Source organism: Burkholderia sp. MSMB1589WGS, assembly GCF_001636105.1.
Taxonomy (GTDB): domain Bacteria; phylum Pseudomonadota; class Gammaproteobacteria; order Burkholderiales; family Burkholderiaceae; genus Burkholderia; species Burkholderia humptydooensis.
The window spans coordinates 255,527-268,354 of sequence record NZ_LNJT01000007.1; the positions used below are offsets into that span (position 1 = coordinate 255,527).

12 protein-coding genes and 1 pseudogene are annotated in these 12,828 nt (G+C 73.1%); 4 read left to right on the top strand and 9 right to left on the bottom strand.

What is annotated here, in order from left to right:
* The first annotated feature begins 2 nt into the window (after positions 1 to 2).
* From WT16_RS33595 to WT16_RS09105, 3 genes and pseudogenes are all read left to right on the top strand, one after another.
* Positions 3 to 332 (top strand): hypothetical protein, encoded by a 330-nt coding sequence (locus tag WT16_RS33595; RefSeq protein ID WP_138110448.1) that lies wholly within the window; start codon positions 3 to 5, stop codon positions 330 to 332.
* A 71-nt stretch (positions 333 to 403) separates the two neighbouring features.
* A complete protein-coding gene (locus WT16_RS09100; RefSeq protein ID WP_015600484.1) occupies positions 404 to 2,092 on the top strand; it encodes a cyclic peptide export ABC transporter in 1,689 nt (562 codons plus the stop codon).
* Positions 2,093 to 2,168: 76 nt separating this feature from the next.
* Positions 2,169 to 2,411 (top strand): annotated as a pseudogene (locus WT16_RS09105) (DUF1993 family protein); the annotation flags it as partial.
* Between the two features lie 76 nt (positions 2,412 to 2,487).
* Here WT16_RS09105 and WT16_RS09110 read toward each other — a convergent pair.
* From WT16_RS09110 to WT16_RS09140, 7 genes are all read right to left on the bottom strand, one after another.
* Complete coding sequence (locus WT16_RS09110) at positions 2,488 to 3,552, bottom strand: iron-siderophore ABC transporter substrate-binding protein (protein WP_309294828.1); 1,065 nt, start codon at positions 3,550 to 3,552, stop codon at positions 2,488 to 2,490.
* Complete coding sequence (gene fhuF / locus WT16_RS09115; protein WP_063533182.1) at positions 3,549 to 4,355, bottom strand: siderophore-iron reductase FhuF; 807 nt, start codon at positions 4,353 to 4,355, stop codon at positions 3,549 to 3,551. The genes WT16_RS09110 and fhuF overlap by 4 nt, the downstream gene beginning before the upstream one ends.
* A complete protein-coding gene (gene fhuB, locus WT16_RS09120) occupies positions 4,352 to 6,484 on the bottom strand; it encodes a Fe(3+)-hydroxamate ABC transporter permease FhuB (protein WP_063533183.1) in 2,133 nt (710 codons plus the stop codon). The genes fhuF and fhuB overlap by 4 nt, the downstream gene beginning before the upstream one ends.
* Positions 6,481 to 7,401 (bottom strand): ABC transporter ATP-binding protein, encoded by a 921-nt coding sequence (locus WT16_RS09125; protein ID WP_063533184.1) that lies wholly within the window; start codon positions 7,399 to 7,401, stop codon positions 6,481 to 6,483. Before WT16_RS09125 ends, fhuB begins: the two co-directional genes overlap by 4 nt.
* 23 nt (positions 7,402 to 7,424) lie before the next feature.
* Positions 7,425 to 8,441: a TauD/TfdA family dioxygenase gene (locus WT16_RS09130; protein ID WP_063533185.1), complete on the bottom strand. Its 1,017-nt coding sequence runs from the start codon at positions 8,439 to 8,441 to the stop codon at positions 7,425 to 7,427.
* Between the two features lie 55 nt (positions 8,442 to 8,496).
* The gene (locus WT16_RS09135; RefSeq protein WP_006026674.1) at positions 8,497 to 8,739 is read right to left on the bottom strand and encodes an MbtH family NRPS accessory protein; all 243 of its coding nucleotides are present in this window, start codon (positions 8,737 to 8,739) and stop codon (positions 8,497 to 8,499) included.
* Between the two features lie 61 nt (positions 8,740 to 8,800).
* Positions 8,801 to 9,493, bottom strand: coding sequence for an RNA polymerase factor sigma-70 (locus tag WT16_RS09140; RefSeq protein WP_063533186.1), 693 nt, complete (start codon positions 9,491 to 9,493; stop codon positions 8,801 to 8,803).
* 248 nt (positions 9,494 to 9,741) lie between these two features.
* On the opposite strand from WT16_RS09140, the gene WT16_RS09145 reads away from it, so the two are divergent.
* Positions 9,742 to 10,401, top strand: a complete 660-nt coding sequence (locus tag WT16_RS09145; RefSeq protein WP_063533187.1) for an aspartate/glutamate racemase family protein — start codon at positions 9,742 to 9,744, stop codon at positions 10,399 to 10,401.
* Positions 10,402 to 10,525: 124 nt separating this feature from the next.
* Here WT16_RS09145 and WT16_RS09150 read toward each other — a convergent pair whose 3' ends face one another.
* Positions 10,526 to 11,272 (bottom strand): SDR family oxidoreductase, encoded by a 747-nt coding sequence (locus tag WT16_RS09150; protein WP_006026671.1) that lies wholly within the window; start codon positions 11,270 to 11,272, stop codon positions 10,526 to 10,528.
* Entirely contained in the window at positions 11,269 to 12,813 is a 1,545-nt protein-coding gene (locus WT16_RS09155) for an FGGY-family carbohydrate kinase (protein WP_059934277.1), read from the bottom strand. The genes WT16_RS09150 and WT16_RS09155 overlap by 4 nt, the downstream gene beginning before the upstream one ends.
* Positions 12,814 to 12,828 lie beyond the last annotated feature (15 nt).

Consider the following 12,828-nt stretch of genomic DNA (forward strand, 5'->3'; position numbering starts at 1 on the left):
GCGTGAAGTCCGTTGATTCCGGCCGCCTCGGCCGTTTCGTTCAAGTCGCCGGCCGCAAGCGGGCCGCTTCAACAGTGAGACGAATCGCGCGCGAAATTTTTTACCGGGCTGTTTTTACCTTCGTCGACGAACGGCGTGTCGCGCAGCGCAGCGCGACGCCGGCGACGCGCAGATGCGCGGCGCGGGTCAAGCACAAGCACCGGCGCAAGCACCGCGCGAATGAAGCACGGGTAAAGATTCGGCGCGCCCATTCGTCTAGCAGACAGAAGAGGCGCGCCCCGCGCCTTGCCGTTCGCTTCGCCGCCGAAGCGCCGATTCGTTTCCTTCACTGACCCGTGCTCCGCCGATGACCGATGCCACCGGGCGTCTCGACGCCCCGCCCTCGACCGATTCCCGCTCCGCCGTGAAGCACGCGCGGCGCCTGATAGTCGCGCTGCTCAAGCGCTCCCGCGGCGCGTTCGCGATCGCGCTCGCCGCATGCGTGATGAACGGCGCGTCGAGCGTGCTGCTCGTCGCGACGCTGAGCCGCGCGCTCTCCGAGCCGCAAGCCGCCGACGCGTCGCTCGCATGGCGCTTCGGCCTGTGCGCGGTGATCGCGCTCGTCACCCGGATCGTCACCGGCGTGCTGTTCGCGCGGCTGTCGCAAGACACGATGGCGCAGTTGCGCGAGCACGTCGCGCGGCGCGTCGCGGCGGCCGAGCTGCAGGACGTCGAGCGGATCGGCGCGGCGCCGGTCCAGTCGGTGCTGACCGACGACGCGACCAACGTGTCGATGCTGTTCTTCGCGCTGCCCAATCTCGTGATGCACGGCTCGATCGTGTTCGGCTGCCTCGGCTATCTGGCGTGGCTGTCGTGGCCCGTGTGCCTGCTCGCGGTCGCGGCGATCCTCGTCGGCTCGCTCGGCTATCACGCGGGCGACAAGCGCGCGATCGCCTGGCTCGAGGATGCGGGCCGCTCGCAGGACAGGCTGTTCGGCTATCTCGGCGCGCTCTTTTCGGGCGCGAAGGAGTTGAAGCTGCATCAGGCGCGCTCGCGCCAGTTCGTCGACGGGCAGCTCGGCGCGGCGATCGCCGAGGTGCGTGACCATCGCCGCCGCGCGTTCAGCGCGTACGCGATCGGCGTGGGCTGGATCGTGTTCCTGTTCTATGTGTTCCTGGGCGTCGCGGCGTTCTGGCCCGCGCTCGGCGTGCGCGGCGACGGGCCCGCGGCGTCCGGCTACGTCGTCGTGTTCCTGTTCATGCTGCTGCCGCTCGACGGCCTGCTCAACAACGTGCCGACGCTGAACGCGGCGCGCGTATCGCTCGAACGGATCGAGAAGCTGATGGCGCAGTTCGGCGCGCTGCGCACCGCGCCGCCGCCCGACGAGACCGCGTCGCACGTGCCGTTCGACACGCTCGCGCTGCGCGGCGTCACGCATTCGTATTTCCACGAGCGTGACGAGCGGATGTTCCGCGTCGGGCCGATCGACCTGACGCTCAAGCCGGGCGAGCTCGTGTTCATCGTCGGCGGCAACGGCAGCGGCAAGACGACGCTCGCGAAGGTGCTGACGGGCCTGTACGAGCCCGAAGGCGGCACGATCGAGCTCGACGGCAAGCCGGTCGGCCTCGCCGAGCGCGCCGCGTACCGCGAGCGCTTCTCGGCGGTGTTCAACGATTTCCATCTGTTCGACGCGCTGCTCGGCATCGTCGACCCGAGCGACGCGGCGCGCGCGCAGGCCGACGCGCGCGCGAACGCGCTCGTCGCGAAGCTCTCGCTCGACCACAAGGTGCAGGTCGTCGACGGCGCGTTCTCGACGCGCGCGCTGTCGACCGGGCAGCGCAAGCGGCTCGCGCTCGTCGTCGCGTATCTCGAGGACCGGCCGCTCTATCTGTTCGACGAATGGGCGGCCGACCAGGACCCGGCGTTCAAGGCGGTGTTCTACGAGCAACTGCTGCCGGAGCTGCGCGCGCGCGGCAAGACGGTGATCGTGATCAGCCACGACGACCGCTACTTCCCGATCGCGGACCGGGTGCTGAAGCTCGATAACGGGAAGATCGTCAGCGAAACGCACGGCGCGCGGCGCGCGGCGCTCGCGAACGGGACCGAGGGGTGATGGCGCGGCGCGCGGCGTGATCGGCGCGGCGAACCGGGTGATTTGCTGTCGAAACGGCTCGCCGCCGCTCGGCGCGCTCGCACCGCACGCGCTCGACGAAGGCGCCGAACGGCCGATCGCGCTCGAACTGCCCGACGGCGCGGTGTTCGGCATGACGGGCGAGCAATACGTCCGCGATTGGGCGCTGCCGCAGTTCTACTTTCACGCGATCGCCGCCTATGCGATTCTGCGCAATCACGGCGTCGCACTGGGCAAGCCGGACTGCGTCTCGCACATGTTCGCGTACCTTCGGCCCGCAACGATGCCGCGGGAGCGATAGCGCGGCGCATCGGGCGAACGCGGGGGACAATCCAAGGGCGATCGGCGGCGATCGGCGGCGGCGCGGCCGGCCTGCGTCACCGCGGCGGCGCGTCCGCCCCCGGCTTCGGCAACGCCAGCACCCGCTCCGTCATCTCGTCGGCGAGCCTCAACGCCGACATCGGCCCGCCGAACCCCCAGATGTTCCGCTCGACGAGCGCGACCCTGCCCGCCTTGCGCGCCGGCACGAACCGCCAGATTCTCGAATCGAGCTTCGCGTCGAGCGGCACGCCCGGCCCGGTTGCGCTGACGAACAGCACCGCGAGACCCGGCTGCTTCAGCAGATCCTCCGACGTCACGTATGCGGTGCCTTCGCGCGTCGGCTCGCCCGGCCAAGGCTCGAGGCCGAGCGCGCGCGCGATGCCCGCCGGCGCGCTGTTGCCCGTGAACGCCCAGTAGCGATCCGGCAAGCCCAGTTCCTGCAGCCACGCAACGCGCTCGCCGGCGCGCCCCGCCGCCGCGATCCGCCCCGCGTCGCGCGCGAGCCCCGCGTCGACGCGCGCCTGAACCGCGCGCGCGTCGCGCTCGCGCCCCGTCAGGCAGCCGATCGTGCGCAGGATCGCGCGCGCCCAGTCGTACTGCGTGACCTGCCGGCCGTCCTCGACGTAGTTCGGGCTGTACTTGAACAGCACGGTTGGCGCGATCCGCGACAGCGCGCCGAAGACGGGCGCATGCCGCAGCCCGACGCCGAGGATCAGGTCCGGCTTCGCGGCCGCGATCGCCTCGAGGCTCGGCTCCTGCCGCGTGCCGACGTCCTGCACATGCGCGAGCCGCGCGTCCTCGTAGCCGATCCAGACCGGGTAGTACGCGGGATCGGCCATGCCGGCCGGCGTGATGCCGAGCGCGACGAGATCCTCGGCGAACATGAATTCGAGCACGACGATGCGCATCGGCCGCGCGGGCAGCCCTCGGCTGAACTGCGACACGGTCGGATCGGCGGCGAGCGGCCGGCAGACGCCGGGCGGCTCGCCCGCCTGCGCGAGCGGCGCCGCGTGCGCGACGCACGCGGCCAGCGCCACCTGCGCAGCCGCCGCAGACACGATCGCCCGCGCAACGGACAGTCGCCCCGCCGCGCATCGCCCTTGCCCCACTCGCGCCGTCAATGCGCGGCGTCCTGCTTCGCGAGCGCTTCGTCGCACATCGTCAACAATAGCGGACAGCTTCCACACAGTTGGTCTTCCCCAGGAATTTCATTGCGCAGGCAGCACACGCGGCGCGCGCGGAACGGATCGGGCAGCCGCGCCGAGCACGGCTTCACGCGGCGCACCGGCAGCCGCAGCGGATTCGCTTCGCCGCGCGCGTCGACGGGGCCGAACAGCCATGCGGCGTCGGCCGCCGCGCGCGGCGCATCCGCGCATTGCTCGAACAGGTAGTCGAGCAGGTTGCCCGCGTTCGCCCACAGCACGCGCGGCGACAGCTTCGCGAGCGCGGCGAGCGCATCGATCGTCGCCCGCAGATGGTCGACGAGTGCCGCATAGCGCGACGCCGGCTCGGCTTGCGCGGGCCGCAGCGCGTCGGCCTCGAAGATCAGCGCGACCGGCATCCCGGCGCGCAGCGCGACGCGCATGCGCGACGGCGTCATGTCGAGCGGCCGGCCGAGCAGCAGCGCGGCCGCGAAGCCCGCCGACGCGGCCAGATTGAAGTAGTGCTTGCTCCATTGCGACAAGAGCGCGCGCGCATGCGTGCACGGATCGCCGCCGTACAGCGCGGCCATCGCGTCGACGAGCGCATCGCGCCTGAGCGCGAGCGCCGCGGCCGGGATCAGGTCCGGCGCCTCGCCGCCGTCGGCCGCGAGCGCGGGCTCGTCGCGCGCGTCGGGTGCGCCGAGCCACACGTGCTCGAGATAATGCGCGATCGCGGCCGGCGCGAACGTCGAAAAGCGCGTCGCGCGCAGGCTCGCGCTCATCGGCCGCCGCGCCGCTCGCGCCGCGCTTCGGCGATCAGCAGCGCGAGCAGGTACGGCGCGCCGATCAGCGCGGTCAGCACGCCCGCCGGAATCTCGCGCGGCGCGAGCAGCGTGCGCGCGACGACGTCCGCCGCGGCGAGCACCAGCGCGCCGCACGCGGCGGCCACCCACAGGCGCGTCGCGTGCGCGCGCGCGCCGAGCATCGCCGCGAGATGCGGCGCCATCAGCCCGATGAAGCCGACCGGGCCGACCGCCGCGACCGCCGCGCATGCGGCGAGCGTCGCGATCGTCAGCACGAGCGGGCGCAGCGCGGCGATCGGCAGGCCGAGCGCGGCCGCCTGATCGTCGCCGAGCGCGAGCAGATCGAGCGGCTTCGCGAGCAGCACGAGCGCCGGCGCCGCGAGCGCGCACCACGGCAGCAGCGCGACGACCTCGCCCCAACTGCGCCCGTACGTGCCGCCGACGAGCCAGACGACGAAGCGCGCGGGCTGCACGCTCTCCTGCGTGATCAGCCATTGCGCGAGCGTCGTCCACAGCGTGCCGATCACGATGCCCGTCAGCGCGACGGCGAGCGGCGCATAGCGATGCCGGTGATTGAGCGCGAGCGTGAGCGCAAGCGTCGCGCCGCCGCCCGCGAGCGACGCGGCGACGAGCGCGCCGTGCGCGGCGAGCGGCCATGCGACGAGCGTGGCAAGCGTCGCGAGCCCCGCGCCCTGCGTGACGCCGAGCACCTCGGGCCCGGCGAGCGGATTGCGCACGATGCCCTGCATCAGCACGCCGGACGCGCCGAGCAGCGCGCCCGCGAGCAACGCGCACAGGAGCCGCGGCGCGCGCAGGTCGAGCACCATCCGCGCGACGTCGTCGCGCTGCGCGAGCGCCGCGAGCCAGCGTCCGGGGCCGATCCACACCGGGCCGAACGACACGCCGAGCGCGAGCAGCACGGCGGCGGCCGACAACAGCAGCGCCGCGACGGCGGGCCACGGCAGCGCGGCGAGCGCGCGGACGACGCGCGCGCAGCCGCGCATGCCCGGCTGCGCGTGCGCCGCCGCCTGCTGCGCCGCGCCCGACCACGCCGCGCCGCGCCGGATCATCGCGAGCATCAGCGGCGTGCCGACGAACGCGATCGCGACGCCCGTCGACAGCGTCGCATCGAGGCCGAGCGCGAGCACCGCGCTGTCGGTGACGAGCACGAGCGCGCCGCCCGCGAGCGCGGCGAGCGGCACGAGCGCGCCGAGCCTCGACGCCCTCGCGCCGCGCATCGGCCGGATCAGGTTCGGCGCGATCAGGCCGATGTACGACAGCGGCCCCGCGATGCTGACCGCGACGCTCGCGAAGCCGACCGCGACGACGGTGGCCGCGAGCCGCGTCGCGTCGACGCGCACGCCGGCCGCGGCCGCCGCGTCGTCGCCGAGCGCGAGCGGATCGAGCGGCCGGATCACGAGCGGCAGCGCGGCGAGCGGCGCGACGAGCCACAGCAGCGCGTCGCGCAGCCCGGCCGCGCCCGGCTGATACAGGCTGCCGCTCGCCCACAGCGATGCGCCGACCACCGTCTCCTCGAAGAACGCGAGCAACAGCGTCGTGACCGCCGAGAACAGCAGCATGCAGACGCTGCCCGCGAGAATGAGGCGCAGCGGCGTCGCGCGCCAGCCGCCCGCGGCGGCCGACACGCAGGCGGCCGCGGCGAGCCCGCAGGCGAACAGCAGCGGCACCGACGCCTGACCGGCGAGCGCCGGCACGAGCATCGCGGCGATCAGGCCGAGCTGCGCGCCGCCCGTGATGCCGAGCAGATCAGGCGCGGCGAGCGGATTGCGCGTGAGCGACTGGAACAGCGCGCCCGCGACGGCGAGGCAGCCGCCCGCGACGAGCGCCGCCGCGGCGCGCGGCGCGGCGAGATCGAACAGCATGACGTGCGCGAGCTGCGCGGCGTCGCTGCCTGCCGGCGCGGCGAGCCACGCGCGCAGCTCGGGCGCGAGCCGCATCGCGGCCGTGACGACGACGAGCGCGACGAGCGCGCCGGCAATCGCGCCGACGCGCCCGGACGCCGGCGAGCGCGAGGCTCGCGACGCCGGCGGCGTGTCCGGCGCGCGCGCGGCGCGGCGCAGCCGCTTGCGAACCGCGAGCGTCGTCATGCGGCGAGATCCCGTTGCGTGCGGGCGCCGGCGCGGCGCTCGCCGGACGCGCCGCATACCGCGTCGGACGTACCGGACGCACATGACGCGCCGCGCGCGTCCGCCGGATCGGCATCGAGCACGCCCTCGTATGCCGGCACGCACATCGGCGCGCCCGTGAGCGGATGCGCGGTCTTGAGCATCGTCACGCCGAACGCGGCCTGCAGGTGATGCGGCTCGAGCATCGCATCGGGCGTGCCCTGCGCGACGATCCGCCCCGCGCGCATCAGCACGATCTCGTCGCTGTACGCGGCCGCCTGGTTGAGGTCGTGCAGCACCCAGACGATCGTGAGGCCGCGCTCGCGATTGAGCCGCCGCAGCTCGCGCAGGATGTCGAGCTGGTGATGGATGTCGAGATAGGTGGTCGGCTCGTCGAGCAGCACGATGGGCGCCTGCTGCGCGAGCGCCATCGCGATCCACGCGCGCTGCCGCTCGCCGCCCGACAGCGCGGCGACATCACGCGCCGCGTCGCGCTCGAGGCCCGTCGCCGCGAGCGCCTCGTCGATCGCGTCGCGGTCCGCGCGCGACAGCCCGCGCAGCCAGCCGCCGTGCGCGTAGCGGCCGTACGCGACGAGCTCGCGCACCGTGAGCCCCGCGGGAATCTGGTTGAACTGCGCGAGCATCGTCAGCGTGCGCGCGAGCGCGCGCCGCCGGTACAAACCGAGCGGCGCGCCGTTGACTTCGACCGTGCCCGACAGCGCGGGCTGCAGCCCCGCGAGCGTGCGCAGCAGCGTGCTCTTGCCGCAGCCGTTCGGGCCGCACAGCGCGCTCACGCGCCCCGCCGCGATCGACAGATCAAGGCCGTCGAGCACCCGGTGATCCCGGTAGCCGACGCTCAACGCGCGCGCCGCGAGCGCCGGCACCGCTTTATTGTTCATCGTTTCGTCATCCGCCTAATCCGCTAAGCGCCGTTCCTTTCGCGGTGGCTTCGCGCCATCGCCACCACCACCTTGCGCGGCCCCTCGAACGGATCGCGCGCGTGCGCGCTCAGCATGTTGTCGAGCATCAGCACGTCGCCCGTCCGCCACGGGAACACGATCCGCTGGCCGTCGAGCACCGCGCGGATCTCGGCGAGCGCGTCCGGCTCGAGCGGCGCGCCGTCGCCGTAATAAACGTTGCGCGGCACGTTCTCGATGCCGACCGCGTCGATGAGCGCCTCCTGCATGTCCTCGTCGAGCGCCGACAGGTGAAAGAGGTTCGCCTGGTTGAACCATACGAGCTCGCCCGTGCGCGGATGGCGCGCCACCGCCTGGCAGCGCTCGCGCGTGCGCAAGAGCGGCTCGCCGTCATCGCTCTCGCGCCATTCGCAGTCGATCCCGCGCGCCGCGCAGATGCGCTCCACTTCGCGCGGATCGTCGGCGCCGAACGCCTGCTGCCACGGCAGATCGAGCCCCTGCCCGAAATTGCGCACGTACAGCAGCTCGCGCTCGGCGAAGCGCGCGACGAGCGCCGGATCGAGCGCGCGATAAACGGCGCGGCTGTCGGCAATCGGCGTCGCGCCGCCCGTGCGCGCGGCGAGCGCGCAGTGGAACCAGATCCGCAGCGGCCATTCGCGCGTGTACGACTGCTCGTTGTGCAGCGGGATCGAGCGGTGCGGCGGGTATTCGGTCGACGTGTAGACGGCGCCCTCGACCTGGCTGCGCGGCGTCGACGCGAACTCGTAGCCGATCAGCGGATCGCCGAAATCGGCGGCGAAGCGCTGGAACGTCTCGATCGACGCGACGCGAAAGCCGGTGAAAAGTACGCCGCCCGCACGCTCGAGGACGTCGTTCGCGATCTCGCGCAACAGCGGCGCGGCGTCGTGGAGCGCGATGTCCGCGCCCGCGCGCGGCGACACGACGGTCGGCAGGCCGGGCTCGACGCGCAGATCGCCGAGCGTCGGGCGGGCCGCCGCGGCCGGCATCGAAAGCTGGGTCATCCGGAAATCCTCTTGCTCTGGCGATACGAACGATGCGAACGGGGCGCGCGCCTGATCACGACGCGTTCGCCGCGTCCAGATGGCGGCGCAGGCTCGCGGGGCGCATGTCGGTCCACACGGCCTCGATGTGCGCGAGGCAGTCGGCCTTCGGGCCGCGCACGCCGGCTTCGCGCCAGCCGGCCGGCAGCGCGCGGAACGTCGGCCAGATCGAGTACTGCTCTTCGTCGTTGACGACGACCGCGTAGACGACGTCGTCGGCCTCGGCGGGCGCGCTCGCGGGTTGCTGGGCTTGCGTCATGATCGTGAAAGCTCGCTGGAAAGGTTCGAGGGACGGCGCGCCGGGCGCGCCGCGTGGGCGTCTACTCGATAGACGAATCGCGCACGCATTTTTTTACCGGCCGCGCGCGGCCGCCGCAAAACGCCGGGCACGCGAGCCCGCGCTCGGACGCGTCGACGCACGCGGCGCAGTGCCGCTCGGCGTCGCGGACCATGAAATGCACGAGCGTCTGCGACACGTTCAGCGCGCGCGCGGCGCTCTGCAGCGTCTCCTCGCGCAGCCGCACCATCTCGAACGCGGCGCGGCTGCGCGCGGGCAGTTGCGCGAGCGCGTCGTACACATGGCGCAGCGTGTCGCGCACGGCGAGCGCCGCTTCCGGTGACAGCTCGTTCGACGGCACGTCGAGGCCGTCGTCCTCGTCCGCGTGATAGGCGTTCTCGAGCGTCTGGCGGCGGCACGCGTCGATCGACGCGTTGCGGACCATCCGCGTCACGTACGCGACGGGCTGCCGGATCGCGTCCTGGTTCGGGAAATCGACGAGCTTGACGAACACGTCGTGCACGACGTCCTCGGCGCGGCTCGCGCAGCCGACGAAGCCGCGCGCGAGCTTGACGAGCATCGGCCGGTTCGCGACCAGCACGTCGACGAGCACGCCGTGCGCGGACGTGCGCGCCGCGGCGCGCGACGGCGCGCGCGGGCCGGGCGCAAACGCCGCGTTCGGATCGAGGATCGGTAACGGTTTTGCCGGCGCCGGCCGGGCGAGCGCTTCCGCCATGCATTCTCCAGATGTTTGCCCAATGGCAGGCAATTTAACGTAAACGCGAATCGTTCTCAATATGATTTATTGATACCCAAATCATCTCGCGGGATTTGCCGTTTTGCGGCACTTCGGCGGCGCTTCGTTCACCCCCCGTTCGCCCATCGTTGCCGGGGGCGCAACGATGGCGGTACGATCCCGCGTTCGCCCCGCTCCGGCGACCTTCGAATGCCCTTTTTGAATACCTTTTGATCGCCATTCGACCGATGCCCGTCATCGCCTGCCTGCACACCGCCGACAGCAACGTGCCGCTCTTCGAACAGGCCGCCGCCGCGCTCGGTTTCGCCCCCGGTTCGCTCGCGCACGGCGTGCGTGCCGACCTGCTCGCCGCCGCCGAGCGCGCGGCCGCGGCCGCCGGCGCCACCGCTTTCGCGCTGCCCGAGCCGATCGTCGAGCAAACCCGCGCGGCGCTCGTCGCGCTCGCGCGCGATGCCGACGCGGTGATCCTCACGTGCTCGACGCTCGGGCCGAGCGTCGACGCGCTCGCCGCGCCACCGAAGCCGGTCGTGCGCGCGGACGCGGCGCTCGCCCGTGCGTGCGCGCACGCCGGCGCGCGGATCGCCGTGCTGTGCGCGGCGCCGAGCAGCGAGCGGCCGACCCGCGCGTTGTTCGAAGAGGAAGCGCGCGCGACGGGCGCGCGTCTGGAGGTGCGGATCGTTCCGGATGCGTGGGCGCGATTCCATGCGGGCGACGCGGCCGGCTATCGCGCGCGGCTCGCGCGGGCGGCCGACGCCGCGTATGCGCAAGGCTTCGATGTCGTCGCGTTCGCGCAGACGTCGATGGCGATCGCCGCGCCCGACGTGACGCTCGGGCCGCCGCCGCTCACGGTGCCCCGCGCCGCGCTCGCGCGCCTCTTGCGGGCGTGACGCGAGCGAGCGGGCGAGCGGGCGGGCGGCGAGCGCGATCGCCGGCTCGCGATCTCCGGTGCGGCCACGGCGTGCCGTGAGCGCGCCCGAGGCCCGAGCGCGACGCCCGCGAACCGCGTGCGCGCTATCGCGCGGTGTAGCCGCCGTCGACGGGCAGCGCGACGCCGCTCACCATCGCGGCCGCGTCGCTCAACAGGAACAGGATCGGCGCGACGACATCCGCGACGCGCGCGAAGCGCCCGAGCGGAATCGCCGCGAGCATCGGCCCGCTCGCCTGCGGGTCGCTCCACGCGCGCTCGGCCATCGGCGTGAGCGTGACGGTCGGATTGACGCTGTTCACGCGGATCCCGTGCGGCCCGAGCTCGACGCACTGCACGCGCGTCATCGCGTCGAGCGCGGCCTTCGACGCGCAATACGCGAGATGCGACGGCAGCGCGACGAGCGCCGCCTGGCTCGACACGTTGACGATGCTGCCGCCCCGCCCCGCGCCGATCATCGCGCGCGCGACGTGCCGCGCGACCAGCATCGCGCCGCGCGCGTTGACGGCCATCACGCGGTCGAACTCGGCGGCCGTCGTGTCGGTCGCCGCGGCGAGGCTCGTCACGCCCGCGCAGTTGACGAGCCCGTCGAACGCGCCGCGCATCCGCTCGCCGGAGAACGCCGCGCTCACCGATGCGTCGTCGCCGACGTCGAGTTCGAGCGGCTCGCAGCCCGTCTCGCCGGCAAGCCGCGCGAGCTCGCGCACGTTGCGCGCGGCCGCGACGACGCGCGCGCCGCAGCCGCGCAGCGCGACGGCCGTGGCGCGACCGATCCCGCTCGAGGCGCCCGTCACGAGGAACGACCGGCCGTTGAAATCGAAAGCGACGCTCATGATGTCTGCAATCCGTGCATGAAGGGTTGGAGCGCCGGATAGAGCCCGGCGTACAGCGCAAAGCGCGCGTCGTGCAGCGCCGCGTGCCGCGCGTCGGGGCGCGCGCGCTCGGCGAGCGTGACCCAGCCGCGCCGCGCGGCCTCGCGCGACACAAGCCCCGCGCCGAGCGCGGCGAGCAGCGCCGCGCCCATCGCCGCCTCGACATCCTCGGCGATCGTCCACACCGGGTAGCCGGTGATGTCGGCGATGCTCTGCATCCACAGATCCGAATGCGCGGCGCCGCCGACCACGACGAGCCGGTCGTCGAGCGCGCGCGCGCCGGCCGCGCCCGCCGCGATGTTGTGCCTGAGCGCGTACGCGAGCCCTTCGAGCACCGCGCGATACAGATGCGCGCGCGTGTGATACAGCGACAGGCCGACGAACGCGCCGCTCGCCTTCGGGTCCCACACGGGGCTGCGCTCGCCCATCAGGTACGGCAGGAACAGCACGCCGTCGCTGCCCGCGCTCACCTGCGCGGCGGCGGCTTCGAGCAGGCGGTGCGCGTCGCCGCCCGGGCTCGCGCGCGCGGCCTCGAGCTCCGCGTGGCAGAACTGCTCGCGGAACCACGTTACCGACGCGCCCGCCGTGAGCGCGCCGCCGAACACGTACAGGTCGCGCCGGCCGTCGAACACGTGCGGCATGCTGACGAGCCCGTGCCGCGCGTCGGTCGTCTCCGCGATGTAGCCCCAGCACATGCTCGTGCCGATCATCGCGACGTGCTGGCCGCGGCGCGCCGCGCCCGCCGCGAACGTCGCGACGGCCGCGTCCACGCCGCCCGCGACGACAGGCGTGCCCGCCGCAAGGCCGAGCGCGTCCGCCCATTGCGGGAGGAGCCCGCCCACCACCGCATCCGAATCGACGAGCCGCTCGGGCATCATCGTCGCCGGGATGCCGAGCATGTCGAGCGCTTCGTCGGACCAGTCGCGGCGGCTCAGATCGTAGACGCCGCCGATGTTGCCCGCCGCGCTGTGATCGACCGCGAGCTCGCCCGTCAGCCGATACGCGACATACGCGTTCGGCGGCACGAAATAGCGGATGTTCGCCCACACGTCGGGGCGCTTCTCGCGCAGCCACAGCATCTTCGTGTAGCCGTAGTAGCTGTCGACGCCGTTGCCCGTGATCGCGCGAAGCCGCGCGACGTCGACGTGCGCGCGCACCCAGTCGACTTCGTCGGTCGCGCGCCGGTCCATCCAGATGAGGCACGGATGCAGCGGCCGCATCTCGCGATCGACCGGAATCCCCGAGCCGCCGTACAGGCTGCTCACGCACAGCGCCCCGATCGACGCCGCGCCGATGCCGGCCGCGCGCGCGTCGGCCGCGACGCGCGCGATGCATTCGCGCACCGCGTCGAACCACACGTGCGGCCACTGCTCGGCCCACAGCGGCTTTGGCGTGTCCGGCCGGTACGCCACCGCGTGCTGCGCGACGATCGCGCCGTCGATGCCGGCGAGAACCGCCTTCGTGCTCTGGGTGCCGATGTCGACACCAATCACGCATTCCATGTCGCCTCCGCGATT

What these genes read in the sequence shown, in the direction of transcription:
- WT16_RS09150 (WP_006026671.1), bottom strand. Translation starts at nt 11,272, where the DNA reads ATGAGCGTCGCTTTCGATTTCAACGGCCGGTCGTTCCTCGTGACGGGC.
- fhuF (WP_063533182.1), bottom strand. Translation starts at nt 4,355, where the DNA reads ATGAGCGCGAGCCTGCGCGCGACGCGCTTTTCGACGTTCGCGCCGGCC.
- fhuB (WP_063533183.1), bottom strand. Translation starts at nt 6,484, where the DNA reads ATGACGACGCTCGCGGTTCGCAAGCGGCTGCGCCGCGCCGCGCGCGCG.
- WT16_RS09125 (WP_063533184.1), bottom strand. Translation starts at nt 7,401, where the DNA reads ATGAACAATAAAGCGGTGCCGGCGCTCGCGGCGCGCGCGTTGAGCGTC.
- WT16_RS09155 (WP_059934277.1), bottom strand. Translation starts at nt 12,813, where the DNA reads ATGGAATGCGTGATTGGTGTCGACATCGGCACCCAGAGCACGAAGGCG.
- WT16_RS09130 (WP_063533185.1), bottom strand. Translation starts at nt 8,441, where the DNA reads ATGACCCAGCTTTCGATGCCGGCCGCGGCGGCCCGCCCGACGCTCGGC.
- WT16_RS09135 (WP_006026674.1), bottom strand. Translation starts at nt 8,739, where the DNA reads ATGACGCAAGCCCAGCAACCCGCGAGCGCGCCCGCCGAGGCCGACGAC.
- WT16_RS09145 (WP_063533187.1), top strand. Translation starts at nt 9,742, where the DNA reads ATGCCCGTCATCGCCTGCCTGCACACCGCCGACAGCAACGTGCCGCTC.
- WT16_RS09140 (WP_063533186.1), bottom strand. Translation starts at nt 9,493, where the DNA reads ATGGCGGAAGCGCTCGCCCGGCCGGCGCCGGCAAAACCGTTACCGATC.